The 25,892-nt window shown below is 63.0% G+C and carries 28 protein-coding genes; 16 read left to right on the top strand and 12 right to left on the bottom strand.

What is annotated here, in order from left to right; genetic code table 11:
* The first annotated feature begins 31 nt into the window (after positions 1 to 31).
* Positions 32 to 784, top strand: coding sequence for a class I SAM-dependent methyltransferase (locus KBY99_RS07390; RefSeq protein WP_254998296.1), 753 nt, complete (start codon positions 32 to 34; stop codon positions 782 to 784).
* A gap of 80 nt (positions 785 to 864) precedes the next feature.
* On the opposite strand, the gene rpmA is transcribed toward KBY99_RS07390, so the two are convergent.
* The gene (gene rpmA, locus KBY99_RS07395; protein ID WP_106502291.1) at positions 865 to 1,128 is read right to left on the bottom strand and encodes a 50S ribosomal protein L27; all 264 of its coding nucleotides are present in this window, start codon (positions 1,126 to 1,128) and stop codon (positions 865 to 867) included.
* A gap of 55 nt (positions 1,129 to 1,183) precedes the next feature.
* Positions 1,184 to 1,588, bottom strand: coding sequence for a 50S ribosomal protein L21 (gene rplU, locus KBY99_RS07400; RefSeq protein WP_254998298.1), 405 nt, complete (start codon positions 1,586 to 1,588; stop codon positions 1,184 to 1,186).
* A gap of 195 nt (positions 1,589 to 1,783) precedes the next feature.
* On the opposite strand from rplU, the gene KBY99_RS07405 reads away from it, so the two are divergent.
* Genes KBY99_RS07405 through kaiC form a run of 3 tightly spaced genes read left to right on the top strand, consistent with a single transcriptional unit; the run spans position 1,784 to position 4,626 of the window.
* Positions 1,784 to 2,644 carry a circadian clock protein KaiA gene (locus KBY99_RS07405; RefSeq protein ID WP_254998299.1) on the top strand — a complete coding sequence of 287 codons (861 nt, stop codon included), beginning with the start codon at positions 1,784 to 1,786 and terminating at the stop codon, positions 2,642 to 2,644.
* Positions 2,645 to 2,663: 19 nt separating this feature from the next.
* Positions 2,664 to 3,056, top strand: coding sequence for a circadian clock protein KaiB (kaiB, locus tag KBY99_RS07410; protein ID WP_241518179.1), 393 nt, complete (start codon positions 2,664 to 2,666; stop codon positions 3,054 to 3,056).
* Between the two features lie 28 nt (positions 3,057 to 3,084).
* Positions 3,085 to 4,626 carry a circadian clock protein KaiC gene (kaiC, locus tag KBY99_RS07415; RefSeq protein ID WP_254998301.1) on the top strand — a complete coding sequence of 514 codons (1,542 nt, stop codon included), beginning with the start codon at positions 3,085 to 3,087 and terminating at the stop codon, positions 4,624 to 4,626.
* Here the strand turns inward: kaiC and nblS are convergent.
* The gene (gene nblS / locus KBY99_RS07420; protein ID WP_254998303.1) at positions 4,623 to 6,599 is read right to left on the bottom strand and encodes a two-component system sensor histidine kinase NblS; all 1,977 of its coding nucleotides are present in this window, start codon (positions 6,597 to 6,599) and stop codon (positions 4,623 to 4,625) included. The two genes, kaiC and nblS, sit on opposite strands and share 4 nt — an antisense overlap.
* Complete coding sequence (purD, locus tag KBY99_RS07425) at positions 6,596 to 7,924, bottom strand: phosphoribosylamine--glycine ligase (protein ID WP_254998305.1); 1,329 nt, start codon at positions 7,922 to 7,924, stop codon at positions 6,596 to 6,598. The genes nblS and purD overlap by 4 nt, the downstream gene beginning before the upstream one ends.
* A 42-nt stretch (positions 7,925 to 7,966) precedes the next feature.
* On the opposite strand from purD, the gene KBY99_RS07430 reads away from it, so the two are divergent.
* From KBY99_RS07430 to KBY99_RS07470, 9 genes are all read left to right on the top strand, one after another.
* Positions 7,967 to 9,001, top strand: a complete 1,035-nt coding sequence (locus KBY99_RS07430) for a hypothetical protein (protein ID WP_254998306.1) — start codon at positions 7,967 to 7,969, stop codon at positions 8,999 to 9,001.
* Positions 8,998 to 9,753 carry a phosphoribosylaminoimidazolesuccinocarboxamide synthase gene (gene purC, locus KBY99_RS07435; RefSeq protein WP_254998307.1) on the top strand — a complete coding sequence of 252 codons (756 nt, stop codon included), beginning with the start codon at positions 8,998 to 9,000 and terminating at the stop codon, positions 9,751 to 9,753. The genes KBY99_RS07430 and purC overlap by 4 nt, the downstream gene beginning before the upstream one ends.
* Positions 9,754 to 9,836: 83 nt before the next feature.
* Positions 9,837 to 11,996 (top strand): BamA/TamA family outer membrane protein, encoded by a 2,160-nt coding sequence (locus KBY99_RS07440; RefSeq protein WP_254998309.1) that lies wholly within the window; start codon positions 9,837 to 9,839, stop codon positions 11,994 to 11,996.
* Positions 11,996 to 12,868 (top strand): UDP-3-O-acyl-N-acetylglucosamine deacetylase, encoded by an 873-nt coding sequence (gene lpxC, locus KBY99_RS07445; protein ID WP_254998310.1) that lies wholly within the window; start codon positions 11,996 to 11,998, stop codon positions 12,866 to 12,868. The genes KBY99_RS07440 and lpxC overlap by 1 nt, the downstream gene beginning before the upstream one ends.
* A complete protein-coding gene (gene fabZ / locus KBY99_RS07450) occupies positions 12,868 to 13,371 on the top strand; it encodes a 3-hydroxyacyl-ACP dehydratase FabZ (RefSeq protein ID WP_396093869.1) in 504 nt (167 codons plus the stop codon). The genes lpxC and fabZ overlap by 1 nt, the downstream gene beginning before the upstream one ends.
* Complete coding sequence (lpxA, locus tag KBY99_RS07455) at positions 13,371 to 14,177, top strand: acyl-ACP--UDP-N-acetylglucosamine O-acyltransferase (protein WP_254998312.1); 807 nt, start codon at positions 13,371 to 13,373, stop codon at positions 14,175 to 14,177. Before fabZ ends, lpxA begins: the two co-directional genes overlap by 1 nt.
* Positions 14,177 to 15,370 (top strand): lipid-A-disaccharide synthase, encoded by a 1,194-nt coding sequence (lpxB, locus tag KBY99_RS07460; protein ID WP_254998313.1) that lies wholly within the window; start codon positions 14,177 to 14,179, stop codon positions 15,368 to 15,370. The genes lpxA and lpxB overlap by 1 nt, the downstream gene beginning before the upstream one ends.
* A complete protein-coding gene (gene msrA, locus KBY99_RS07465) occupies positions 15,367 to 16,041 on the top strand; it encodes a peptide-methionine (S)-S-oxide reductase MsrA (RefSeq protein ID WP_254998314.1) in 675 nt (224 codons plus the stop codon). Before lpxB ends, msrA begins: the two co-directional genes overlap by 4 nt.
* A 174-nt stretch (positions 16,042 to 16,215) precedes the next feature.
* Positions 16,216 to 16,422 carry a hypothetical protein gene (locus KBY99_RS07470; RefSeq protein ID WP_254998317.1) on the top strand — a complete coding sequence of 69 codons (207 nt, stop codon included), beginning with the start codon at positions 16,216 to 16,218 and terminating at the stop codon, positions 16,420 to 16,422.
* Positions 16,423 to 16,425: 3 nt separating this feature from the next.
* Here the strand turns inward: KBY99_RS07470 and KBY99_RS07475 are convergent, their stop codons facing one another.
* Genes KBY99_RS07475 through KBY99_RS07495 form a run of 5 tightly spaced genes read right to left on the bottom strand, consistent with a single transcriptional unit; the run spans position 16,426 to position 20,385 of the window.
* A complete protein-coding gene (locus tag KBY99_RS07475) occupies positions 16,426 to 16,680 on the bottom strand; it encodes a hypothetical protein (RefSeq protein ID WP_254959793.1) in 255 nt (84 codons plus the stop codon).
* Between the two features lie 30 nt (positions 16,681 to 16,710).
* Positions 16,711 to 18,228: a leucyl aminopeptidase gene (locus tag KBY99_RS07480; RefSeq protein ID WP_254998318.1), complete on the bottom strand. Its 1,518-nt coding sequence runs from the start codon at positions 18,226 to 18,228 to the stop codon at positions 16,711 to 16,713.
* Between the two features lie 52 nt (positions 18,229 to 18,280).
* Positions 18,281 to 18,880, bottom strand: a complete 600-nt coding sequence (locus tag KBY99_RS07485) for a GIY-YIG nuclease family protein (RefSeq protein ID WP_254998320.1) — start codon at positions 18,878 to 18,880, stop codon at positions 18,281 to 18,283.
* A 4-nt stretch (positions 18,881 to 18,884) separates the two neighbouring features.
* On the bottom strand, positions 18,885 to 19,637 hold the full coding sequence (locus KBY99_RS07490; protein WP_254998321.1) for a hypothetical protein: 753 nt from the start codon (positions 19,635 to 19,637) through the stop codon (positions 18,885 to 18,887).
* 46 nt (positions 19,638 to 19,683) lie between these two features.
* Entirely contained in the window at positions 19,684 to 20,385 is a 702-nt protein-coding gene (locus KBY99_RS07495; RefSeq protein WP_254998322.1) for a LuxR C-terminal-related transcriptional regulator, read from the bottom strand.
* A gap of 142 nt (positions 20,386 to 20,527) precedes the next feature.
* On the opposite strand from KBY99_RS07495, the gene KBY99_RS07500 reads away from it, so the two are divergent.
* A complete protein-coding gene (locus KBY99_RS07500) occupies positions 20,528 to 20,851 on the top strand; it encodes a DUF1825 family protein (protein WP_106502272.1) in 324 nt (107 codons plus the stop codon).
* Between the two features lie 151 nt (positions 20,852 to 21,002).
* The gene (gene tyrS / locus KBY99_RS07505; RefSeq protein ID WP_254998323.1) at positions 21,003 to 22,229 is read left to right on the top strand and encodes a tyrosine--tRNA ligase; all 1,227 of its coding nucleotides are present in this window, start codon (positions 21,003 to 21,005) and stop codon (positions 22,227 to 22,229) included.
* A gap of 34 nt (positions 22,230 to 22,263) precedes the next feature.
* Here the strand turns inward: tyrS and KBY99_RS07510 are convergent, their stop codons facing one another.
* Entirely contained in the window at positions 22,264 to 22,443 is a 180-nt protein-coding gene (locus KBY99_RS07510; RefSeq protein ID WP_254998324.1) for a hypothetical protein, read from the bottom strand.
* A 122-nt stretch (positions 22,444 to 22,565) separates the two neighbouring features.
* Here KBY99_RS07510 and pyrF point away from each other — a divergent pair, with 122 nt between their 5' ends.
* Entirely contained in the window at positions 22,566 to 23,291 is a 726-nt protein-coding gene (gene pyrF, locus KBY99_RS07515; RefSeq protein ID WP_254998325.1) for an orotidine-5'-phosphate decarboxylase, read from the top strand.
* 14 nt (positions 23,292 to 23,305) lie between these two features.
* Here pyrF and KBY99_RS07520 read toward each other — a convergent pair whose 3' ends face one another.
* Positions 23,306 to 24,508: a glycosyltransferase family 4 protein gene (locus KBY99_RS07520; protein WP_254998326.1), complete on the bottom strand. Its 1,203-nt coding sequence runs from the start codon at positions 24,506 to 24,508 to the stop codon at positions 23,306 to 23,308.
* A 27-nt stretch (positions 24,509 to 24,535) separates the two neighbouring features.
* Positions 24,536 to 25,876, bottom strand: coding sequence for an MFS transporter (locus tag KBY99_RS07525; RefSeq protein WP_254998327.1), 1,341 nt, complete (start codon positions 25,874 to 25,876; stop codon positions 24,536 to 24,538).
* Between the last annotated feature and the right edge of the window lie 16 nt (positions 25,877 to 25,892).

A 25,892-nucleotide genomic window follows, 5' to 3' on the forward strand; every position in this document is an offset into this window, starting at 1 on the left:
GTTGACGCTCATCTAAAGGGCATGGCAAGGCATGGGCGCGGCAGGGGAGCTGGAGTTCGGGGTGGAGCGGTTCTTGGCTGATGGCTTCTCCCTGCGCCCCCAGTTGGCCAGCTTCCTCGACATTTCTCCCGAGGAGCTGGAGCGCCGCCTGCCCAGCAGCACCGACGACCTGGCCGCCCTGCACCCCGGTGCCTTTGATCCAGACCAGGCGGGTCGCTTTTATGAAGACACTGTTGGCACCGGCCATCTGCTGGAGTTGGCGGCCTGGCACTTAGGCAGCGCCGATTACATCGCTGACACCCTGCGGCTGCAGCAGCGCTTTGCCCGCGGTCAGGTGCTCGACTTCGGCGGCGGCATCGGCAGCCATGCCCTAGCCGCGGCGGCTCTTCCCGAGGTGGAGCGGGTGTGGTTTGTGGATCTCAATCCCCACAATCGCGCCTTTGTGCAGGCTCGCGCTGCCGAGCTGGGCTTGGGCGCCAAGTTGAGCTGCTATCGGGATATGGCTGATCCGGCACTGCCCGGGCGCTTCGACACGATCGTTTGCCTGGATGTGCTGGAGCATCTGAGCGATCCTGCCGCCCAGCTGGCCCTGTTTGCCGAGCGCCTCGCCCCAGCCGGCATCGCCCTACTCAACTGGTATTTCTTCAAGGGATTTCAGGGCGAGTACCCCTTTCACTTCGATGCCCCAGAGCTGGTGGAGGCTTTTTTCCGCACGCTGCAGAGCCGCTTTCTCGAGGTGTTTCACCCCTACCTGATCACGACCCGGGCCTACCGATTGGCCTGAAGGGCAGGTAGCCCGGGGCATAAAAAAGCCGGCGGAGATCCGCCGGCAGTAAGGAATCGCTTTAAGGGCCTGGGGCCGATTCAGGCGATGGCAACATTGATGCGCTTGCGGTTGCGCAGGCCGCGCTTGATGCTCTCGAAGTTGACTACGCCATCCACTAGGGCGAACAGGGTGTCGTCGGAGCCGCGGCCAACATTGACCCCGGGCAGCACGGAGGTGCCGCGCTGGCGAATCAGGATGGAGCCTGCGCACACGGTTTCACCGCCGTAGCGCTTGACGCCGAGGCGCTTGGAGTTGGAATCGCGGCCGTTGCGGGTGGAGCCTGTGCCTTTCTTGTGGGCCATGGATCGGGGGTATCAGCTAGTGGAAATGGAAATTGGAGAGGGGCGGTTAAAAAGCTCAGGCCAGAGCCTTGCCACCTATGGAAATCGATTCGACCATCACGCGGGTCAACTCCTGACGGTGACCGTTTTTGCGCCTGGTCTTTTTCTTAGGGCGCATTTTGTAAATGATGATCTTGGGGCCGCGGCGATGGGCCATCACCTTGAGCTCAACACTGGCTCCTTTTACGTACGGCTGGCCCAGGGTCGTGGTTTTGCCGTCGTTGACCAGCAACACGTTTTCGATGGTCAAGGTGCCGTCGACATCGATGCCAAGGCGGTCGAGGTCGTAATAGCGGTTCGGCTGCAGCCAGAATTGTTGGCCTGATGCCTCAACAATGGCGTAGGCGCCACTGGTGGGGGCGTCTTGGGGAGCGGCCGGTTCGGCGCTGCTCTTGGCTGCGGATTCGGTGGTAGGGCTCATGGCGGCAGGAGCGTGGCCAGGCTGACGGAGCACTTTTTGAGCCAAGGTTTTCAATAAACCCTGAGCTAAAAATGGCTTAACGTCATTCGGCCTGGCGCACAATCGAAAAACAAACAATAATCCTCTCGCCCGGCCCTTCCTTTCGTCAACATTCAGGGGCCTTTCCCGCGGGTTGCCCCGCTGCCAACGCGGTCCATGCCCGAACCGGCCCTCACCATCGCTTCTCTGATCCGAGATCCCCGCCTGCAGCAAGCCTGCTCCCGCTGGCTGGTCGGGGGGCGTTGCCGCATGGTCTGGGTTGATCCCTCTACCAACCCCCTGGTGGAGCTAGAGCAGCGACGGGAGGAATTCGACGCCGTGCTGCTGGAGCAGGGGGGGCTCAGCCCAGATGACTGCCGCGCCTTTGGGGATCTGGGACTGCTGATGCCGGCGGTGGTGATCGGGGGCGTGGGAGGGAAGATCGAACTCCATGAAGCGGAGGTGCACCTGCCCCCCGATCAGCTTGAACAGCTCAGCTACAGCCTGGATGCGGCTGTCTCCCGCTATTTACGTGAAGGCCTGGCCGGCTCCGAGAGCTCCCCTGCTGGCCAGAGCACCGAACCCCCCGACCGCTGGAAGCTGGCCAACCGGTTGAAGGGCCGCGTCGGCTTTGTTGGGGTTTTCTATAAGCGTGATCCAGCCCGCTTTCTACGTAACCTGAGCGAGCGGGAGCGCGAAGAGCTGATCCATTCTCTAGAGCGCACCTATCGAGACCTGCTACTCAGTTATTTCCGGGATCCGGCGGCGGCAAACCAGGCCTTGGAAAGTTTCGTCAATACGGCTTTTTTCAGTGATTTACCCATTACTAAAACTGTTGAGATTCACATGAATCTCATTGATGGCTTCTCCAAGCAGCTCAAGCTGGAAGGGCACAAGAACGATTTCCTCCAGGATTATCGACTGGCCCTGCTCGATGTGATGGCCCATCTCTGCGAGATGTACCGCCGCTCCATTCCACCCGATGCGCCTTTGACTGGTTTGCCCGTCAAGGCGTCCGGCCAGCCCAAGACGGCTTGAACCAGGAGGTTTCTTAACCATGACTCCACGCAAGACCTACATCCTCAAGCTCTACGTGGCGGGCAATACGCCCAACTCGATGCGTGCCTTGAAAACACTGCGGAATATTCTGGAAACGGAATTCCGGGGCGTATATGCCCTCAAGGTGATTGATGTCTTGAAAAATCCTCAGCTGGCTGAGGAGGACAAGATTCTCGCAACTCCCACCTTGGCCAAGATCTTGCCGCCACCTGTGCGCCGCATCATCGGCGATCTCTCCGATCGGGAGCGGGTCCTGATCGGGCTTGATTTGCTCTACGAAGAGCTCAGTGAGGAGGTTTTGGAAGAGGAGCTATGCGACGCCGACGGCATGGCAAATCCGTCGGTTTCGGTTCCTACAGATCCTCTCCCTTCTCTTGAGCCGCTGCCCTGAGTAGTTTTACTTAAGAACCTTTCCCTCGATGCAGGAACCAAGCCCCACTAGCAACCCTCTGATGCAGGTGCAGAAGCTCCCGACTGGGATCGAGGGCTTCGATGACGTGTGCCATGGCGGTTTGCCCATCGGCCGCTCCACCTTGATCAGTGGTACCTCAGGCACCGGTAAGACGGTGTTTTCTCTTAATTTCCTATACAACGGCATTCGTCAGTACAACGAACCGGGAATCTTCGTAACCTTTGAAGAGTCGCCCCTGGATATTCTGCGTAATGCGGCAAGTTTTGGCTGGGATCTGCAAGAGATGGTGGAGCAAGACAAGCTCTTTATTCTTGACGCCTCGCCGGATCCGGAAGGCCAGGATGTGGCGGGGAGTTTTGATCTGTCCGGTTTGATTGAGCGGATTAATTATGCAATTCGCAAGTACAAAGCCCGTCGGGTGGCTATTGATTCCATTACGGCTGTATTTCAGCAATACGACGCGGTTTCCGTGGTGCGTCGGGAGATATTCCGCCTTATTGCCAGGTTGAAGGAAATTGGTGTCACCACGCTGATGACCACCGAAAGGATCGATGAATACGGTCCGATTGCTCGCTACGGGGTTGAAGAATTTGTTTCCGACAACGTTGTGATTCTCCGCAACGTGCTGGAGGGGGAGCGGCGGCGCCGCACCGCGGAGATTCTCAAGCTGCGCGGCACCACCCACATGAAGGGCGAGTTCCCTTTCACGATGGGTAGCCACGGCATCAGCGTTTTCCCGCTGGGAGCCATGCGCCTCACCCAGCGATCCTCAAATGTGAGGCTCAGCTCCGGCGTTCCCAGGCTCGACGAGATGTGCGGCGGAGGCTTCTTCAAGGATTCGATCATCTTGGCCACCGGTGCCACGGGTACGGGTAAAACCCTGCTGGTATCCAAATTTGTCGAGGATGCTTGTCGCTCTAAGGAGAGAGCAATTCTGTTCGCTTACGAGGAGTCCCGTGCCCAGCTGCTTCGCAATGCCACCAGTTGGGGTATCGATTTTGAGCAGATGGAGCAGGACGGCCTGCTCAAGATCATTTGCGCCTATCCCGAGTCCACGGGTTTAGAAGATCACCTCCAAATCATCAAAACTGAAATAGGCCAGTTCAAGCCATCGCGGATGGCGATCGATTCCCTAAGTGCCCTAGCCAGGGGCGTGAGCCACAACGCCTTTCGGCAGTTTGTGATTGGCGTTACTGGTTATGCCAAGCAGGAGGAGATTGCCGGCTTCTTTACGAACACCTCCGAGGAGTTCATGGGTAGCCATTCGATCACCGACTCCCATATCTCCACAATCACCGACACGATCCTGCTGCTCCAATACGTGGAGATCCGCGGTGAGATGGCCCGTGCCTTGAATGTGTTCAAAATGCGCGGTTCCTGGCACGACAAGGGCATCCGTGAATTCGTGATCACCAGCAATGGCCCTGAGATCAAGGATTCCTTTTCCAACTTCGAGCGCATCATCTCCGGGGTGCCCCACCGGATCACCACCGACGAGCGCAGCGAACTCTCCCGTATCGCCCGCAGCGTCGCCGACGACGAGATTTAAATCTCGGCCTGGTCGTAGCGGCGGCGCTCGGCCAGTAACCGCAGTTCGTCCGTGTCGGAATTCTCTAGGGGTAGGTCAAACCAGAAGGTGCTGCCCACCCCTAGGGCGCTGGCCATGCGCACCTGGGTGCCGTGTTTTTCGAGGTTGCCACGCACAATCGATAGGCCTAGGCCCGTCCCAGCTTCGGTGTGCACCGCGTTTTCAACTCGATAGAAGCGATCAAAAATGCACTCCTGGTCTGCATCCGAGATGCCGCAGCCGCTGTCGGCGATTTCGATTCGAATCCGGGGTAGGGGTGAGGTGAGATCGCAGCTGGGGCTGTCGCTGCTGGGTTCGTTGCCCGGAGTTAGCACGCAGAGATCGGGCCAGGGGTAGGCCCGTAATTGCAGCCGCCCACCCTTGGGGGTGAATTTGAGGGCATTGCCCACCAGATTGTCGAACACCTGCAGCAGCAGGTCCCAGTTGCCCAGGATGCGCGGCAGCTGGGGATCGGCTTCAAAGGCCAGGGAGACGCCCTTTTCATCGGCATTGAGGCGGTAGGTGCGCAGGATCTGCTCGATGGCTGGGGCCAGCTCCAGCGGTTCTAGGTTCCACTCCCGCTCCGACTCCAGCCGGGATAGGTCGAGTACGTCGTTGACAAGTCTGGTGAGCCGGTCGGCTTCGGCGTTGGCGATCCCCAGAAATTCGCGCTTTTCCTCTTCGCTGAGCTGGTCGCCTAGGTCGTGGAGGGTTTCCACGTAGCTCTTGATGTTGCACAGCGGCGTGCGCAGCTCGTGGGAGACATTGCTGATGAAGCGGCTCTGGGCGGCATTGAGCTCCACCTCGCGGGTTAGGTCTTGGATGGTCATGGCGATGCCCTTAAGGCTTTCGCCGCTGGCATCACTCACCGACTGCAAAACGATGCGCAGGGTGCGGATCGGTTCGCCAAAACTGCAACGCACATCGGCGCTGTCTCGGTCGCGGCAGGTCACGCTGTCGAGGGCTGGCTGCACCTCCATCGCCAGCCTTTCCGGCAGCTCGGCAATCAGGTCGTTGCCCTCGAGGTTGCGGCCCTCCCAGCGGAACAGCCGACGGGAGGTGGGGTTGGCCAGCACAATTGCGCCCTCGGCATCCAGCAGCACCGCCCCATCGGCCATCTTGGCGATCAGGGACTGCTGCTTCACCTGGGCGGCGGTGAGCTCCTCGATGTTTGCTGCCTTGTAGTCCTCCAGCTGGGAGGCCATGGTGTTGAAGCCGTCGAGCAGCTCCCCTAATTCCCCGCCCACCGGCAGGGCCAGCCGGGTCTCGAAGTTGCCGCCAGCGATCGAGCGCACCCCCTGCAGCAGCTCTTTCACAGGGCGCGTGATGGTAAGGGCATTGAAAACTGCCCCCAAAATCACCAGCACCCAGATTGAGATGAACACAGCCACTGTCACCTCCCGGGTGAGGGCGGCACTGGTGAGCAGGGTTTCGTTTGGATTGATACCCAGGGCCAGCACGCCGAGATAGCGGCCGTCACTCACCATCGGCACAAACACATCGGTCACCTGGCCGCCTGGGCTTAGGTGCTGGCGGATCAGGGGCGTGTCAGGCCGTTTCTGTAGGTCTGCGGGCAATTCGAGTCGGCGGCTGAGCAGCAGCTCGCTGCTGCCAGAGCTGGCACCGACCGGTATGCCTAGGTAGATCACCCCTTCTGGATCGGCGAAAAAGATGTAGCGAAGACTGCGGCTGGAGCGCCAGAAACGATCTGCTACTGCCGCCAGCTCCCGGTCGTTGCCCTCAGCCACCAGGGGCGTGATGTTGGCCGAGAGCAGCAGGCCTAGGTCTCGGGCGTAGCGGGTATCGCTCAGCTGGGCATCTCTCTGGATGCCATTGAGGGCCAAAAAGGTGATGCCCGTCATCAGCAGGCTCACCACCAGGGTGGCCACAGCCAGCAGCTTGGTCTGCAGGCTGAATTCCGCCCACCAGCGGCCCATGGCCTGGCGCCAGCTCATCGGCTGCGCACCTGATGGCCGATGTCGCGGCGGAAGGCCATGCCCTCAAAGTGCACTTGGGCTAGCCCGGCGTAGGCCCGCTCGAAGGCGGTGTCAAAGTCGTCGGCCTGGGCCACCACCGCCAGCACCCGGCCGCCGCTGGTTAGGCAGCGGCCGTGGTCATCACGGCGGGTGCCGGCATGGAACAGCTGCAACTGGTCGGTGGGCTGCAGGGCGCTTGCGATGGGGTCGCCGCGGCGCAGCTCACCTGGGTAGCCCTCCGCAGCGGCGATAACGCAGGCACTGCAGCCGGGATAAATGGTGAGGGCTGGGGCTTGGTCGAGGTTGCCGTTGGCGCAGGCCAACAGAATTTGGGCTAGCTCCGGCCCCAGCAAGGGCATCAGGGTTTCGCACTCCGGATCGCCGAAGCGGCAATTGAATTCGATCACGCTCGGTCCGGCTGCGGTGAGCATCAAGCCGGCGTAGATCACGCCGCGGTAGTCGATGCCTCGAGCTCTCAGGGCAGCCACGGTGGGCTCAAGCACCCGCTGGCGCACCTCTTCTAGGCCGGCCGCATCCATTAGGGGAGCCGGGGCGTAGGCGCCCATGCCTCCGGTGTTGGCGCCGGTGTCGCCCTCGCCGATGCGCTTGTGATCCTGGGCAGTGGGCAGCAGCACCATGCGCTGGCCATCGCAGAGGGCGAATACGGACACTTCGGGACCAACGGTGCGCTCCTCCAGCACCAGGGAGACGCTTGTTAATTCGGCGCCAGCATCCTTGGGCCCTGCGCTGAAGCGGCCGGCAAAAATTTCCTCGATGGCGGCGCGTGCTTCCTCAACGCTTTCGGCCACCGTGACGCCTTTGCCGGCGGCCAGGCCATCGGCCTTCACCACCAGGGGGCGCCCCTGGGCCGTCAAAATTTGCAGAGCTTGTTCGCGGCTGTTTGCAGCCCAGTAGCCGGCGGTGGGAATGCCGGCCTCCTGCATCAGCGCCTTAGCCCACTGCTTACTTGCCTCCAGCTGCGCCCCATCTGCCCCCGGGCCGAAGCAGGGGAATCCCGCAGCGCGCAAGCTGTCGGCCAGGCCTGCAGCCAGGGGGGCTTCTGGACCCACCACCACCAGTTCAATTGCCAGGTCGCGGCAGGCTGCCTCTAGCCCGTTGTGGTCGGATTCGGCGATGGCCAGTTGCTGGCAGCCCGGTAGATCGCAGCTGCCCCCATTACCAGGGGTAATCCAGACCGCCTCAACCCCTGGCGAGCGGGCCAGGGCCCAGCCCAGCGCGTTCTCGCGGCCACCAGCGCCTATCACCAGGATCCGCGCGGGTGTTGGACAGGAGGCAGGGGGCATGGGCCGGACGCGAGGTGGGGAGTGAGCGAAAGCTCTTCTAAGTTGAAACGTGCTGCGGGGGGCTGCCAGGCCCTGTTTCTAGACATGCCGGCAATACCAGCGCCATTCTCGCCCCGGGCCCGGCTGTTCCTGATTTTTGGGGCTGCGCTGGTGGGCCTTATGGCCGCCGCGCCTGCCGCAGAAGCGCAAGCCAAGACCAGGGCCGACAGCGCGGATCCAGCCCTGATTGCCCTGCTGCGCGATGGAGATCTCAATGCCCTCGACGCCGCCTGCGTCAATGCCGCGCGGCGCAGCGATGGGCCGCTGTTGCGCCAGCTGCAACAGCGGCTGCTCACGATCCACCCAGCGCCCCAGCCTCTTGTGGTGGTGCTGGCTAATGCCCACAGCCTGTTGAGCTGCCAGGCACCTGACGGGGCCCTGCAGGTGCTGGCGCGGGTGGGGCCGGCACCGGGCGCTGAGCGGACCCAGTGGCTGGTGCTGCAGTGGCGCGCTGCCCAGGCGGGACTGCACCACCAGCTGGCGGCCGATGCCCTCGTGCGGCTTGCGGCTGGAAACCTTGGGCAGCTGGCGTTGCTGGAGTTGCCGGTGGGTCAGCGTCAGGACGGCACCCCGATCAATCGCCCAGCCCTGGATCTGTTGGCGGGCCATCTGGAAAGCCTGGGTCAATGGCAACGGGCCGCTGAGGTGTTGGTCAGCAGCGCCCAGCCCGGTGCGGCGACGGCGGCCCGGCTGGCTAAGGCGTTGGCGCTTTCCGGAGCACTCCCAGCTCTTGAGCAGGACCGGCTCCTGGAGCTTGCCCTCGAGCAGGCGGCGTCCTCAGGCAGCTGGGGGCTGGTAGCTGAGATCCTCGATCAGCAGCTGGCCCTGGCCGGTAGTACTCCGGAGCAGGTCGCCCGGGCAACGGAGCGGCGCCTGCGCCTTAGTTCCCGTATCGACGATGCCTACGGTGAGTGGATGTTGCAGCGGCGGGATCCAGCTGCCCTGTCCAGGCAGGGTGATCTGGAGCGTCAACTTCGCTCCCCCCGCGCCCCTGGTGGCCATGCCGCCGCATCGCAGTCCCCCGATCCCCAGCCATGACGGCCTACAACCTTGGTGCCCTGCTTTACGAAGGCAAGGCCAAACGGGTATTTGCCACAGATCAGCCCGACTTGGTAGCGGTCGAATACAAAGACGATGCCACCGCGTTCAATGCCCTCAAAAAGGCCCAACTGGCAGGGAAGGGAGAGTTGAACTGCCGAATTTCGGCTTTGCTTTTTGAGCATCTCGCCGCACGGGGCATCCCCACCCACTACCTCGGAGTGGAAGGCAGCCGCTGGATGCTGGCCCGTCCAGTGCGGGTGATCCCGATTGAAGTGGTGATCCGCAACGTGGCTGCGGGGTCGCTTTGCAAGCAGATGCCCATCGCGCCAGGCACGCCGCTGGAGCCACCCTTGCTAGATCTCTATTACAAAGATGATGGCTTCGGAGATCCCCTGCTCACCGAGGCCCGCCTTGAGCATTTGGGCTTGGTTACCCCCGAGCAGCGCCGCCAGTTGGAAGAGCTGGCCCGTCAGGTGAACCGGGAATTGCTGGCCCTGTTTGATTCAGTCGGCTTGCAGCTGGTCGATTTCAAGATCGAATTGGGGCATACGGCCAGTGGTGAATTGGTGGTTGCTGACGAGATCAGCCCTGATACATGCCGTCTTTGGGATCGGGCGGTACTGGATTCTCAGGACCGGATTTTGGACAAGGATCGATTCCGACAGGATTTAGGCGGCGTTGTCGAGGCATACGGGGAGGTCCTCAAACGGGTCCAAGGGGCCTGTCCTCCACCCAGGGTCTACCGGTAAGGTCAGCCCAATTTGCGGCCTGTCCGCTCCGCTATCCCTTCCCCATGGCTGGTTTGCTGAGTTTGAAGGCTGTTTGGCCCCTGATGGGCGCCGCCCTCCTCTCGGCGACCCCGGCCCTGGCCCAACCTGCCTCACAGCAGGTGGACAATCCTTTAGCGGAGCCTGCCACCCAAGCGCCTGCCACCCAGGAGCCAGCCAGCCAGGCGCCTGCCCCAGCCCAGCCGATCCCCAAGACTCCATTTCCAACTCAGGCCGCTCCGGTAGCCGAGCCTGCTGCCAAAGCTGAACCCAAGGTTTTGATCGCGGAGGTGGCGATCGAAGGCCTTCAAGACCACCCTGAACGGGAACGGCTGGAGCTGGCTGCCTATGCCGCGATGGCAGCCACCCCAGGCTCGCGGGTGACCCGCAACGAGCTCCAGACAGACCTTTCAGCGATCTACGCCAGCGGCTGGTTTTCCGATGTGCGGATCCAGCCCGTAGATGGTCCGCTGGGCGTGCGGCTGGTGGTGGTGGTGGTGGCCAACCCGGTGCTGCAGCAGGTCAAGCTCGATCCAGCCGACCTGAAGTTGCCGGAGCAGGTGGTTAAGGACACCTTCGCCGCTGACTATGGCAAAACCCTCAACCTCAACACCCTGCAGACCCGCATGCAGGAGTTGCAGCGCTGGTACGCAGATCAGGGCTACTCCCTGGCGCGGATCACCGGTCCTAGTCGGGTGAGTCCGGAGGGGGTCGTGGAGCTGCTGGTGCGCCAGGGCACCGTTGAGGGGGTTGAGGTGCAGTTCCTCAACAAGGAAGGCTCCGCTACCAACGACAAAGGCGAGCCAATTCGGGGCAAGACCAAGCCCTGGGTCGTGACCCGCGAGGTGTCCCTCCGCCCTGGACAGGTGTTCAACCGGCGCGAGCTGGAGGAGGACATCAAGCGCATCTATGGCACGGGCCTTTTCAGTGATGTGAAAGTGACTCTCAAGCCGGTGCCGGCCGAGCCTGGCAAGGTGGTGATTGTGCTTGGCATTGTTGAGCAGTCCAGCGGTTCTTTGTCAGGCGGCCTGGGTTACAGCCAGAGCCAGGGCGTGTTTGGTCAGATCCAGTTGCAGGACAGCAACCTGTTTGGCCGCGCTTGGGACCTCGGTACCAACATTTCCTACGGCCAGTACGGCGGCCTTGGCGATATCACCTTTACAGATCCTTGGATCAAGGACAACAAATACCGAACTTCCTTCCGGGCTCGCCTCTTCTTCAGTCGGGAAGTGCCTCAGTTATTCCAGAACGAGAACAATTCCTTCACTTATGAGTTGCAGAATTTTGATGGATCCGACTTTGACGTAGTCACAAGTCGAACCGTCATTAATAATGGCACCGAAGCTGTAACCACGAATTTTGATACTGTTGCGATTCAGCGTATCGGCGCTAATATTCAGTTTGTGCGACCCCTAAATGGTGGCAACCCTTACAAGAAAGCTCCCTGGAACCTGATTCTCTCGTTTGGCGGGCAAGAAGTTACGCCGATGGATTTTTCCGGTAGTAAATATTCCTATGGGGTAGTTGGTGCAACGACATCTCCCGATATTGTTCCGAGTAATCAGGTCATTTGCCTAGCCTTTAATTGTGCTTCTGAAAACCAGTTGGTGAGTTTTCGGGTCGGGGCTACTTACAGCACTCTTAATGACCCACGTAATCCCACTAAGGGTAACTTTCTGAGTATCGGCACGGAGCAATTTATTTCGGTAGGCGAGAATTCACCCACCTTCAACCGCGTTCGCGGCAGTTTCACCCACTACATACCTGTGGAATGGTTGAAGATCTTCAAGGGCTGCCGGCCTAAGCCCGGTGAGACCAAAGACTGCAAGCAGGCACTGGCTTTCCAGGTTTCGGCTGGATCGTTGGTGGGCAGTGATATTCCGCCCTATGAGGCTTTCTGCCTGGGTGGCGGCAACTCCGTACGCGGTTATTACGATTGCGATTTGGGAGTTGGCAAAAGTTTTGCTGAAGCCACGATTGAATATCGCTTCCCCATTTTCAGCATCATTAGTGGTGAAATCTTTTTTGATGCTGGCACCACTTTCGGGAGCCAGGCAGACATCCCTGGTAACCCTGGTGGCCTGCTTGGTAAGAAAGGTGAGGGTTATTCGCCTGGAGTTGGTTTAATCGTGACAACGCCAGTGGGCCCACTGCGCCTTGAAGTTGCCACCCAGGATTTCTCCAGTGATTGGCGCTTCAACTTGGGTGTGGGCTGGAAGTTCTAGTGGCGCAATGGCCAAGTGACTATTCCGGTGCCTGGACTCTGAGCCAGTCGGTGCAACGGGAGGGTGTGGGCTTGCACAGCGGCCAGCAGGCCCAAGTGCGCTTACAACCATCACGGCGCCCGGGCTACTGGGTGGGATGGCTGGATGCACCGGAGCTCCCCTTGATTCGTTTGGCGCCTGATTACGTAAGCGAAACTCAGCTTTGTACGGCTTTGCGGCTAGACCAACGCCGTTTAGCCACGGTTGAGCATCTGCTGGCTGCCCTGGCTGGCACCGGTGTTACCCAAGCTGAAATCCTCGTGAGCGGTGAGGAGATCCCCTTACTGGATGGATCGGCCCTGCCCTGGATAGAGGCGCTAGTTGAGGCGGGGCTGGAAGCTCTGCCCTATGCATCGGCGCCTCTAGAGCTTGAGTTGCCGCTCACTGTTAGTAGTGGCGTCAGTTTTGCCACTGCCCTGCCCCACGCAGGCTTGCGGGTAGGTGCGGCAATTGAATTTGCCGATGCGGCTATTGGCCGCCAGCTGTTTTCACTTGATTTGTCACCGAGCACTTTTGTTGAGCAGATCGCCCCGGCACGCACCTTTGGATTGCGCTCTCAGGTGGACCAGCTGCTGGCAGCTGGCCTGATCCGGGGCGGCTGCCTTGAAAACGCCCTTGTTTGTGACGGCGACAGCTGGTTAAATCCGCCGCTGCGGTTTGTGGAGGAACCGGTGCGCCATAAAATCCTGGACTTGTTGGGAGACTTGGCGCTGATCGGATTGCCTCGAGCCCAGGTTTTCGCCTACCGCGGCTCCCACGGGCTCCACACCTCTTTGGCTGCAGCCTTGGCCGGCCTGGCCAAATCTTCTACCTCCAGTTCTTTCGCCAGTTGATGCCCTTGTCTGACGCCAGCCCACCGCTTTCTGATCCCGCCGCGCCGGCGTCTTTGGATCCCACAGCTGCGGTGATCCTCACCAGCGAGCAGATTCAGGGACTGCTGCCCCACCGCTATCCCTTCGCCCTGGTGGATCGGGTGATTGAGCATGAGCCGGGTAAACGCGCTGTGGCGATCAAGAACGTCACCCTCAATGAACCTCAGTTTCAGGGCCATTTCCCCGGTCGCCCCCTGATGCCGGGAGTGTTGATCGTTGAGGCCATGGCCCAGGTGGGCGGGTTGATCGTTACCCAGATGCCCGATCTGCCCAAGGGCTTATTTGTGTTTGCTGGCATCGATGGGGTGCGGTTTCGTCGTCCGGTGGTCCCTGGCGACCAGCTGGTAATCACCTGTGAGTTGCTGAGCCTCAAGCGCCGCCGTTTCGGCAAGGTCAAGGCAGAAGCCAGCGTGGATGGTCTGCTGGTTTGCTCCGGGGAACTGATGTTCTCGCTGGTGGACTGATGGCAACGACCATCCATTCCACGGCTGTTGTCGATCCCAAAGCTCAGCTGGCTGACGGTGTTGAAGTGGGGCCCTACGCCGTGATCGGCCCCCAGGTGGAGCTTGGTGCCGGCTGCCGCATCGGACCCCATGTGGTTCTCGATGGTCGGGTGCGCATGGGCCGCAATAACCGCATATTTCCCGGGGCCTGCATCGGCCTCGAACCCCAGGATCTGAAATACACGGGGGATCCCACCGAGGTGGTGCTTGGCGACGAGAACACCATCAGGGAGTGCGTCACTATCAACCGGGCCACCACTGGCCACCAGCAAACACGGCTTGGTAGCGGCAATTTGCTGATGGCCTATTGCCACCTGGGCCACAACTGCGAATTAGGCGACCGGATCGTGATCGCCAATGGGGTGGCGGTGGCCGGCCATGTGGTTGTCGGCGATCGGGCTGTGATCGGCGGTGTACTTGGTATTCATCAGTTCGTGCATATAGGAACCCTGGCCATGGTGGGGGGTATGAGCCGTATCGAGCGAGATGTACCGCCGTTCACCATGGTGGAGGGCCATCCCTCCCGTGTCAGGGCCCTCAACAAGATCGGCCTGCGGCGCAGCGGCCTATTCGATCAGGACGGCGGCCAACAATTCGAGCAACTCAAACAGGCCTGGACCTTGCTCTATCGCAGTGGCATCACCCTGGCTGAAGCCCTAAGCCAGTTGCGCTCCCAGCCCCTAGGAGGTGCTGCAGACCAGCTGTGCAGTTTCCTAGAGGCCTCCATTGGCCCCTCCCGCCGCGGGCCGATCCCGGGGACGCGCTGATGCTGCGGTTGCTGGTGAGCACCGGTGAGGTGTCTGGGGATTTGCAGGGATCGCTGTTGGTAAAGGCTTTGCACGAGGAGGCCCGGCGACGCCAGCTCGATCTCGAGATCGTGGCCCTTGGAGGCGAGCGCATGGAGCGCGCCGGGGCGGCACTGCTTGCTAACACCACCCGGATGGGTGCCATCGGCTTGCTGGAGGCGATTCCCTTTGTTTTGCCGACCCTGAGGTTGCAGCGGCGCTTGAAGCATTGGTTTCGCCGCGACCCTCCCGATGGCGTGGTGCTGATCGACTACATGGGCCCCAATGTGAGCTTGGGGCTGCGGCTCAAACGCAGATTTCCCAAGGTGCCCGTCACCTACTACATAGCCCCGCAAGAGTGGGCATTCAAATTCGGCAACGGCGGTCGCTCCAATCTGATCAGCTTCACAAATCAGATCCTGGCGATTTTTCAGGAGGAGGCCCGCTTCTATCGCTGTCGTGGCGCCAATGTCACCTATGTGGGCCATCCTCTGCTGGACACCATCGGTGAAGTGCCAAGCCAGCAGGAGGCCCGCCGTCAGCTTGGGCTGCGCGGTGATGCTCCAGTGCTGCTGCTGATGCCGGCATCGCGGCGCCAAGAGATCCGGTACATGCTGCCCCACATCGTGGCGGCGGCTGCCGAGCTGCAGCGCCAGCTGCCCGAGTTGCAGGTGGTGGTGCCGGCGGGATTGCCAGGTTTCGAGGCCCATCTGGCGCGGCAACTTGGCCAGGCAGGGGTGCGGGCGGAGATCATTGCTGCCGCTGATTCAGACCAGCTCAAGGCCTGCCTCTGCGCTGCTGCCGATTTGGCCCTGGCCAAATCGGGCACGGTGAATCTGGAGCTGGCCCTGCGGGGTGTGCCCCAGGTGGTGGTGTATCGGGTCAGCCGTGCGACAGCCTTTGTGGCCCGGCACATTCTGCGGTTCAGCGTGCCCCACATTTCCCCGGTAAACCTGGTGCTAGGAGAGCGGCTGGTGCCGGAGCTGCTGCAGGAGGACCTCACGGCTGCGGCAATCGTGCGCGAGGCCCTACCCCTGCTTGAGCTTGATGCCAGCTGTGGGGCACGCCAAACCATGCTGGATGGATACCGGCGGCTGCGATTGGAACTTGGGGAGCCGGGCGTCACCCAGCGGGCAGCATCCGCCATCTTTGACCAGGTACTGGAAGCTCGATGAATACCCGCCCCCCCTCTCTTGGGGCCCGCCCCCTGGCCTGGCTGCTGAGCCTGCTGTTTCTGCTTTGCCTAGCCCTGGCCCCAGCCCCTGCTAGAGCTGCAAATGCGCCTCAGGAAGCGGTGCTTGCGGGCGGCTGCTTTTGGTGTTTGGAACACGACCTTGAAAAGCTCCCAGGGGTTTTGGACGCTCAGAGTGGTTACAGCGGTGGCGCCGGAGCTAACCCCACCTACGGCCAGGTATCGGCTGGGGGCAGCGGCCACCAGGAGGTGGTGCGGGTGCGGTTCGATCCCGCTCGGATCAGCTACGGCGCCCTGCTGCGCTCCTACTGGCGCAACATTGATCCCTTAGATGGTGGCGGCCAGTTTTGCGATCGCGGCAGCTCCTATCGCCCGGTGATTTTCACCAGTGGCTCCGATCAACAAAATCAGGCCCAGGCAAGCCTGCGCTCGGCCGCCGCCGAGCTGAGCCGTCCGGTCGCAGCACTGAAGGTGCAGATCAAGCCGCTGAATCGCTTCTGGCCTGCGGAGGCCTATCACCAGAACTACGCGGAGCTCAACAGCGTCAAATACAACTACTACCGCTGGGCTTGCGGCCGGGATCGGCGGCTTGATTCGGTGTGGGGCAAGCGCGCTCGCAGCGGGGCGGCCTGGGCTTCTGGCAGCAAGTCCTGACTAGTGGTGACTCCCGTGGGAGCGTAAGCAGCTAGGAATTGCGGCAATTCCTAGGAAAATCTAAAGAAGCAGGGCTCCTAGCGGTCGTCTAATTGCTGTTATGGAGCGGCTTTCCGCCCTTTCAGAGCAAGCTAGGACTGTCTAACATTCTGTCAATTACGTGAGCAGTCTTGTATGTATCTGCTGACCATCCGAGATGGTTTGAATACCCGCCATGTTGGGCCCTACCTAAGTCCGAAGCAGGCTGCTGACGACCTTGATCGCCTCTTGCCCCTCTGCGGTGAGAGGGCCCGCTGGCTGATTCATGCCCTGGAATCGCCTGCGGAGTTGATGGCCAGCCTGGGTGCTGGAGCCGCGCGTACGGCAGTCGTGGCTGCTTGAGTTCTAACTGCGTCCGGGATAGCCGCGCAGTAGACCGCTCTCGATCATCAGCCCCACGCCGGCATTGATCAAAATCAGGCCAAACGTGCCATACCAAAACCAGGGGCCGGGGCTGGCCAGGGTTTCCAGTTTGCCTGCGGCGGCAAGCACCTGGATGCCTTTGCGGATCACCGCCTCGCCAAATAGGCAGAGCCCGGCGGGCAGGAGCAGCACGCCGAGTTGGGCCTTCACATACCAGCGGATTTTCTGAACGGCCATGTAGAGCTCAAAGGCGTCAGGGCTCCAAACTTAGGCCGATGCATCAAGTGGTGCCCCCGAACACACCCAATTCACCAGGGTGCGCACGCCGAAGCCAGTGGCGCCGGCGGGATCCTGGCCGCGGCCCTTGTCACTCCAGACGGTGCCGGCAATATCCAGGTGGGCCCAAGCCAGCTTTGGGGTGACGAAGTCCTGCAGAAACAGGGCGGCGGTGATTGAGCCCCCGGGCCGGGGGCCGGTGTTCTTGAGGTCGGCAAACTGGCTCTTGAGCCCGGCCTTGTAGGAGGCCCTCAGGGGCATGCGCCAGAGGGCTTCACCGCTGGCTTCGCTGGCGCCCAGCAGGGCATCGGCCAGGCCGTCGTTGTTCGACCAGAGGCCCGCCATCTCCTCCCCCAGGGCGATCACGCAGGCTCCGGTGAGGGTGGCCAGGTCGACCACCGCATCCGGTTCGAGCTTGCACGCGTACACCAGGGCATCGGCCAGGGTGAGGCGCCCCTCGGCATCGGTGTTGTTGATTTCGATCGTTTTGCCGTTGGAGGCGGTGACGATCGCGCCGGGGTGGATGGCCCCGCCACTAATCATGTTTTCGCAGGCCGCCACGATCATGTGCACCTCCACGCCGGCGGGCTTGATCTCGGCGATGGCACGCATGGCTCCCAGCACCGCCGCGCTGCCGCCCATGTCGTACTTCATCATCTCGATCTGGGAGCCGGCGGTCTTGAGGTTGTAGCCGCCGGAATCGAAGGTGAGGCCCTTGCCCACCAGCACCAGGCGCCGCTTAGCCCCACCCTCGGGGCGGTAGGTGAGGTGGATGAACTTGGGCGCCAGGTCTGAGCCCTGGGCCACCGCCAGGTAGGAGCCCATACCCAGGGCCTCGCAGTCGCTGCGCTCCAGCACCGTCAGCTCCAGGCCAAAGTCGCGGGAGAGGGCAGCGGCGGTGTCGGCCAGGTGCTGGGGCGTGGCCACGTTGGGCGGAGCGGCCACCAGCTCCCGGGCAAGCTCGACGCCGGCGCAGCTGGCTGCCACTGCCGCCAGGGCGGGAGCGGTGCTTGCTGCCACCCCGATCAGGCTGATCGTCTCCGGCAGGCTCCGGGGCTCGGGCTCCCCCTTGAAGCGCTGGTCGCTGAACAGGGCCAGGCGGCTGGCCTCCGCCATGGCCTGGGCTGCAGCACCTGCTGCCAAGGCCTCGATCGGCATGGCCAGAGCTAGATGGCTTGCTCCAGCGGCGGCAGCGGCTTGGCTGGCGGCGGCACAGGCCCGGCGCAGGCCGGCGAGGTTGAAGTCGGCCGGAGCCCCCAGGCCCACCAGGATCAGGGTCTGGGGGCTGGCATCTAGGCGATCGAGGCTGAGACATTCCCCGGGCTTGGCTTTGAAGCGCCGCTGCTCCAGGCGACTCGTCAGCGACTGACCCAGGGCGGCGCTGAGCTGCTCAAGCTGGGGGTGGTCGGGGCGATCTTCGGCAGCGGCGAACAGGCCTACGGCCAGGCAGTCACCATCGAAATCGCCCAGGGCCGCAGGTAGGACGTCGGGGATGCAGCGAAAATCCATGGAACGGCCGAGGTTGGGCGCGATCGTAGCCAGCGTGGTCAGTCCAACTCACCTAGGCAGGATCGGCTTGAAACGGAGTGGCCCAGCGGCTGCGGGTTTCCTTATTGAAGGGCGGCAGCCAGAGCTGAATCAGGGCCTGCTCTAAGGCGCGGCGCGGGCGGGTGGCGGCGGGCACATCTAACCAAAAGCGGATGCTGGTTTGGCAGCCCAGGCCCACTTTCAGCAGGGCTTCGCTGTAGGCGGCAAGGTAGGCCTTGCAGTCGTGTTCGCCTTTCCAGCGCCGATCTGCCTGGCCGGTTTCACCCACATAGAGCAGCAGGGGCTGGCCAAGACCGGCGGGCCGATCTGTCACCAGATAGAGGGCTGCACCCTGTTGGGGTGCGGCGGGCCAGCGCCAGAAGGAAAGGGCCTGGGGAGTGAGCTGCAGGGGGTTGAAGGCCTTGGCTATCTCTTCAGGTGTTCCGGGGCTACCGGCAAAAAGCGAAACTTGTATGGCACCACCAGCTTGGTTGCTCCACAGGGGCTGCTGGTGGGCGCCTAGGCGGGTCTGCCAGTTCAGCAGCTGCGAGGCTTGCAGGGGCAGATCAGGGGTATCGGCGCGGCCAGCGCTCCCCAGCTGGCTGGCCGTAAACAACTCGCCTTGACGCGCCATCGCTTCAGGCCCCGTTGCTGGTTTGGCCTAGGCGGGTATTGCCCTTGCCGCCTGGGGGCAGTGCTGGCCCGGGAGGGCCTTGCTTGAAGCTCACCTTGCCAATCCAGCTTTCCACCAGGTCGGCGGGAAATTGCAGTCGCTGTTGCAGGTCGGCCAGATCGCGAAAGGGGCTGCGACTTCGTTCTCGCAGCAGTCGGCTGAGCCTGGGCGGATCGAGCCCCAGACCTGCTATCTCCTGACTGGAAGCCTGGTTGAGATCCACCCGGGTGGCGGATTGCAAAGGCGCTGCTGGCTCGCCGTACCAGCGAAATTCCAGCAAAGGCAGCCAGCGGCGCACCAGCGCATCGGAGAGATCCAGCACCCGTTGCAGGTCGTCGGCGCCGCTGAGCTGGATGCCGCCCGCCTGCAGCCTTAGCAGCAGGTCCACCTGATCGGCAGCGATGCCGGGCAGCCGCAGCCAGTCGGCCGCGGTGGCGCGATTCACATCAAGCCGCCAGCCCAGGGCAGCGGCCCGGCCCACGGCCTCAGCATCTTCAAGCCTGAGGGCAGGGTTGTGTTGCAGCTTCAGGGCCAGGAGCTCCTGCTCCACCAGCTCTTGCTCCACCAGCTCCCTCTGGACTCGCTCCCGTTCCCGCTCCGCCGCTGCATCGGCAGGTGCAGCAGGGATCTGATCTGGTGGGATCTGTGCTGCTGGGATCTGGCCAGTGGCCCTCAGCAGCTGACGTGCCAGGGGATCCAACCAGTGCCGCTTGGCCATGGCGGAATGCCACCGCATCAAAAACGCTTTAAACCTAGCGGGGGCCTCACTCTGCAGGCCAATCGATTAAGCCCCAGCGCAGGCCGAGCACGGCGGCATGGGTGCGGTCGCGGGCCTGGAGTTTGCGGCAGAGGGAGCGCAGGTGAGTTTTGGCCGTGTCGGCGCTGATAAACAGCCGCTCGCCGATCTCGACGTTGGTGTCGCCTTGGGCCACCAGGCTGAGCACCTGGAGTTCGCGCCCAGTCAGCGGTTCTAGGGGCCCCCCCTCACCGGGTCCGCGGCGAAACAGCTCCGTCAGACTGCGGTCTACATAGACCCCGCCGCCGCTGATCGCATGCAGGGCGGCCATGGCACTGCCCAGCCCAATGCGGGACTCCACCAGCAAGCCATCGCAGCCGGCCTCGATCGCTGCTTGGATCTCGCTCTGGCGGTGCTCCTGGGTGATCAGCAACAAGGTGTGCAGGCCGGGCCAGCGTTGCTTGATTTGCAGCAGTAAGGAGATGCCCGACCCCTGCTCCAGGGTGTCGCTGAGAAACACCATCGAGGGCCGGTGCCGCTCCACCAGTTCCAGGCCGGCGGCCTCACAGGTGGCGGCACCCACCAGGTGCTCCTGGCCGATCAGGCCGCCCACAAAAAAGCTGAGCAGGGCCCGGTTGCCGAGGCAGGCCACCAGGCGGGCATCCCGCAGCAGGTTGTTGATCTGGCTGGTGTTGCGGCGGATCTGCTCAAGCTTGGGCGTGAAGTCCATCGGCGCTGAAGGCTGGGCTGGGGGCCTGCATTGGCGCCATCCTGGCCAGCTCCGCTCGATCCGCCAGGGGCAATACGCCTATCCGCACTCCCCAGGGGTGCCAGGCCTCACCAGAATCTGCAAACGCTGCGCTGCCAGGGTTATGGCGTTTTTTGAATCCGAAATCGTTCAGGACGAAGCCAAGCGGCTGTTTGGCGATTACCAGCAGCTGATGCAGCTGGGTAGTGAGTACGGCAAGTTTGATCGTGAGGGCAAGAAGCTCTACATCGAAAAGATGGAGGACATGATGGAGCGCTACCGGGTGTTCATGAAGCGTTTCGAGCTCTCTGAAGACTTCCAGGCAAAGCTCACCGTGGAGCAGCTACGCACCCAGCTGGGCCAGTTCGGCATGACACCCGAAACGATGTTCCAGCAGATGCACCAGACCCTGGAGCGCATGAAGTCTGAGCTGGAGGCCACGGCATAGCGGCTGCCTACGATCTCGCCACAGAGCAAGGCGGGTCGCAGTTCGAATGACAACAGCGCACCTTCCAGAAGAGCAGCCGCCAGCAGAACAGCCGCCAGCAGAGCATCCACCTACCGGGCTGCCTCCTCTGCCGGCCTGGCTTGAGCGGGGAATGGCGGATCTGTTCCCCGCCGGCAGCGGTGCCGGTGCCTGCAGCGACCCAGACCAGCAGCTAGCCGCTCGCCTGGAAGAGGCCGAGCGGGCTGGGCGGCCCTTGCGCATCAAGCTCGGCATCGACCCCACCGGCTCCGATATCCACCTGGGGCATTCGCTGCTATTCCGCAAGCTGCGGGCCTTCCAGGATGCTGGCCACATCGCCGTGCTGATCATCGGCGACTTCACCGCCCGCATCGGCGATCCCACCGGTAAGAGCGCCACCCGGGTGCAACTCAGCGCTGCTGCGGTGGAGGCCAATGCCGCCACCTACCTGCAGCAGCTGGGCCAGGGCCAGGACCCCGAGCGCGCCCTGCTTGATTTCGAGACTCCTGGCCGGCTGGAGGTGCGCCGCAACAGCGAGTGGCTCACCGGGCTTGACCTGCCCCAAGTGATTGAGCTGCTGGGCATCAGCACCGTGGGCCAGATGCTGGCCAAGGAGGACTTTTCCAATCGCTACGGCTCGGGCGCCCCCATCTCCCTGCACGAGTTTCTTTATCCGCTGCTGCAGGGCTACGACTCGGTGCAGGTGCAGGCGGATCTGGAGCTGGGCGGCACTGATCAAAAGTTCAACGTGGCCATGGGCCGCGACCTGCAGCGTCACTTCGGTCAGCGCCCCCAATTCGGCATGCTGCTGCCAATCCTGCCGGGCCTCGATGGCGTGCAGAAGATGAGCAAAAGCCTGGGCAACACCGTGGGCCTCGCCGAAGACCCACTTTCGATGTACTCGAAGCTTGAAAAGGTTCCCGATGCGGTGGTCGACGACTACCTAACCCTGCTGACTGATCTGGATTTGGCGGATCTGCCGCAGAACCCAAGGGAGCGTCAGAAACTGATGGCTCTGGAGATCACCCAGGCGCGCCATGGCGAGCCGGCGGCGGCGGCGGCCCAGGTGGATGCAGCCAAGCTTGTAGCCGGTGCCGCGGGTAGCGGTGCCGCCGCTGCCGAGGTGCCGGAGGCCTCCCTGGCGGTGGTGAACTTCCCGGCCAAGGCCTTCTACCTACTCAGTGCTGTGGGTCTCTGCGCTAGCAGCAGCGAAGCCCGCCGCCAGATCCAGGGGGGCGGCGTCAAGCTAGATGGCGAAAAGCTTGTTGATCCCAACCAGGAGTTTGCCGGCCCGGAGGTCCTCGCCGGCAAGGTGCTGCAGCTGGGCAAGAAGACCTTTCGGAGGCTGGTGGCGGGCTGAGCGCTACTACCGACAGCTCATACCTGGTGCCCTCCTACCTGGTGCCCAGCAGTTCGTCCCAGCTCGGGCCCTGGGCTGCAGCTGCATCACTGGAACTGCCGCAGGGAATGGTGATGCCCGCATCGCCCCAGGGGTGCCAGACAGGTAGGGGGCAGCTGGCGCCCAGCTCAAGGCTGAGGGTCACCGGCAGGGGAGTGGAATCGGAGAAGGCCATGGCCACGGCTCGCACTTCCCAAGCCTGGGCGCTGGCATAGGGCCCTCAATGCAGCGCTGATGCCATCGCCATGTCGTCTGGAAGACGCCCTCCCTAACCTGCAAGCAAGCTGCCAGCGGCCCTTGCTTGAGCCCAGTGATCAAATCATCGTGGCACTCGATGGCCTGGCGCCAGAGCAGGCCATGGCCTTTGCGTCTGCCGTGCCTGAGCTGCGCTGGGTGAAGGTGGGCCTGGAGCTGTTCGTGGCTGGCGGACCGGCTGTGGTCCAGCAGCTGCGCGACCAGGGCATGAGGGTTTTCCTCGATCTCAAGTTCCACGACATCCCGGCCACCATGGCCGGCGCCTGCCGCAGCGCCGCCCGCCTCGGTGCAGAGCTGATCACGGTGCATGCCAGCGCTGGCAGCGTGGCCCTTGGCGCGGCCCAGGCGGCGGCGCTGGAGTCGGCTGCGGCGGTAGGCCTACCTGCCCCCACCCTGCTGGCTGTGACGGTGCTTACCAGCTGGGAGCAGGCCCGTTTTGCATCCGAGCTGGCCATTGAGGAACCGTTGTCCGCCTACGTGCCACGGCTGGCCCAGCTGGCGGCGGCGGCTGGCATCGGCGGCTGCGTCTGCTCCCCGCTGGAGGTGGCCGCCCTGCGTGCTGCCCACCAGGAGCCCTTTGCCCTGGTGACCCCCGGCATCCGCCCGGCTGGAGCGGTCCTGGGGGATCAGCAGCGGGTGCTGACGCCCGCCCAGGCCGTCGCTGCCGGTGCCAGCCAGCTGGTGATCGGCCGGCCGATCACGGCGGCGCCAGATCCGGTTGCGGCGTTTGCAGCCTGCTGTCGGGAGCTGGAGCTGGGCGGGTTTTAGTTCACCAGTTAGTTTCAGGCCACCAGTGAGCCTCGGGGCGCCAGTTCGGCGTAGAGCGCCTCTAGGGCGTCGATGTTGCCTTCAAGTGTGTAGCGCTCCAGGGCCCGCTCCCTGGCCCGGCGGCCCAGCTCGGCGGTAAGCACCGGCTGATCGCGCAGCACCGGGATCAAGGTGCGCAGCTGGGTGGTGACGCCCTGGGTACTGATCACGATGCCGGCGCCCCCCTCCAGTACCTCGCCGTCGGCGCCGGCGTCGGTGGCGATGCAGGCGGTGCCGCTGGCCATGGCCTCCAGTAGGGCCAGGCTCAGTCCCTCCACCAGGGAGGGAAGCAGGAAAACCTCGGCTAGCTGCTGGAAGGCCACGCGTCGCTCCAGGCTGGGCTCATAGCCCCACCACACCAGATCTGGTTCATCTCCAGGGGCCTGCAGCGCACTGCGCAGGGGGCCATCGCCCACGATCACCAGCACGCAGCCGGCGGGTCGCACTAGGCGCCAGGCCTTGATCAGGGCCTCGACGTTTTTCTCAGTGGCCACCCGGCCCATGTACAGGAAGACGCGCCGGCCCGCAAAGCGCTGGCGCAGCTCCTGCAGGTCTGGGCTGGCAGCGGAGGCCAGCGATGCCGGCTGCCACATGGTGGTGTCGACGCCGTTGGGGATCACGGCCAGCCGCTCGGCCCGCACCCCCAGGCGCAGCAGCATCTCCGCCTGCAGCTCCGAAAACACGATCACCCGATCAAATTTGGCCAGGGTGGGCCCATAGAGCTGGTAAGTGAGCTGCTGGGTGCCGGCGGTGAGGTTGCGCAAGCTGGCATCGAAGGCCGGATGAAAGGTGGCCACCACCGGCAGCCCCAGCTGCTGGCAGAGATCGGGTAGGCGGAAATCGAGGGGGGACAGGGTGAGGCTGGCGTGTACCAGGTCGGGCTTGAGTCGCTCCAGGGATTCGCGCAATTCCCTCTGGGCCCCCAGCGATGGAATCGTGTACACCTGAGACTTCACCAGGTAGGGCAGGGCCACTTCCGGGCCGCCGCCATTGCTGTCGCCCTGGTTGTCAGCGTCCGGCAGGGCATCGCTGGAGCGAGCCAGGCTGCCGGGGGGTGTGTCGAAGTGGATAAAGCTGATGCCATGGCCGCGGCTGCGCAGCGCGTGGGTCGTGCTCAGTCCGTAGGTGACGTTGCCGCAGAACGGTGTTTTCTTGCCCAGCCAGGCAATGTGGGCCACCAGGGCTCGCGCGTCCGGAGGCCCACGCTACCAGCGCTTCCAGGGACGCTCCAATAAGGCCGCCACCAAGGCAATGGCTGCCAGGCCCCAAAGCACAGGTAGCAGGCCGTATCTGCTCACCACCGCCCCGGCCAGCACCAAAGGCAGGCTCAGGGCCACGTTGATCAGGTTGTTTTGCAGGCCAAACACCTTGCCGCGCAGCTCTTCGGGTGTTTCTTCCTGGATTGTGGTTTGGGCGGGAATCGCCAGCAGGGCTGAGCCCACCCCCAGCACGCCGCAGAGCAGCAAGGTGAACACCAAATTGCCGCGCAACTGACCCAGCAGCACCAGGCTCCAGCCGATCGTGCCCAGGCCTGTGGCAGCCAGGTGGCGGCGGTTGAGCCCCTGGCCCAGCTGGGCCACGGCCAGGGCCCCAATGGCCAGGCCCAGGCCGCTCATCGCCAGCAGGGTTCCAAACTGGGTGGGGCCAAGCCCGGGGATAGCTGCCGCCAGGCTGATCGCCAGCACGTAAAGGGCGGCAAGCAGGCTGTAGAGCAACACCAGCTGCACCATGGCGCTGAAAACCCGCGGCCGCTCCCGCAGCACCTGAAGCCCCTCGCCGATCTCTTGCCACACGGTTGTGCGGCTCGGCGCCCGAGGCGGCTCCTGCCAGCGGATTCGGCTGATGGCTACGGCCGCCAGGCCATAGCAAAGCGGCAGCAGCAAAAATTCACCGCCGCTGATGCCGATTCGTTGCAGGCCCAGGTTTAGGAGCCGCAGGATCGGATCACCCAGGGCAAAGCCCACGATCGTGGCGGCCATGCTGGTGGCCTGATAAAGCGAGTTTGCTGCGAGCAGCTGGTCGCTTGGCACCAGCTGGGGTAGGGCTGCTTGTTCGGCCGGCGCAAAAAACTGGGTGAGCACCGACTCAAAAAAGGTCATCAGCACCAGCCCCCAGTAACCCCAGCTCAGCCCCAGCCACTCGGGGCCCTCCACCAGGCATAGGGGAGCTAGCAAGACCAGCAACGCCCGCAGGCCGTTGGAGGCCACCATCACGCCCCGCTTGGGCCAGCGGTCGGCCCAGACCCCGGCGACAGTGCCCAGCAGCATGGCTGGAATCGTGTTGGCCACGTAGATCCCCGTGGCCAGCAGGGTGATCATCTGGGCCCGGGTCTCGGGCAGGTCCAGCCGGATTGCCGAGGCGGCTTCCGCCAGGGCTGGGTTGGCCTCAGGCGTTCCCTTCACCCAGGTCTGGGCGATCAGGAACACCATCAGCACGATGTAAAACTTGTCTGCCAGCTGGGAAAAGATCTGGCCAAGCCAGAGCCAGCGGAAATCCGGCAGCGCCAGAACGCCCTGCAATCCGGTGGCGTTGGAACTGCCGCTCAAGCTGGCTCGGATTGCT

The organism is Cyanobium sp. Maggiore-St4-Cus, from assembly GCF_024345615.1.
Lineage (GTDB): Bacteria > Cyanobacteriota > Cyanobacteriia > PCC-6307 > Cyanobiaceae > Cyanobium_A > Cyanobium_A usitatum.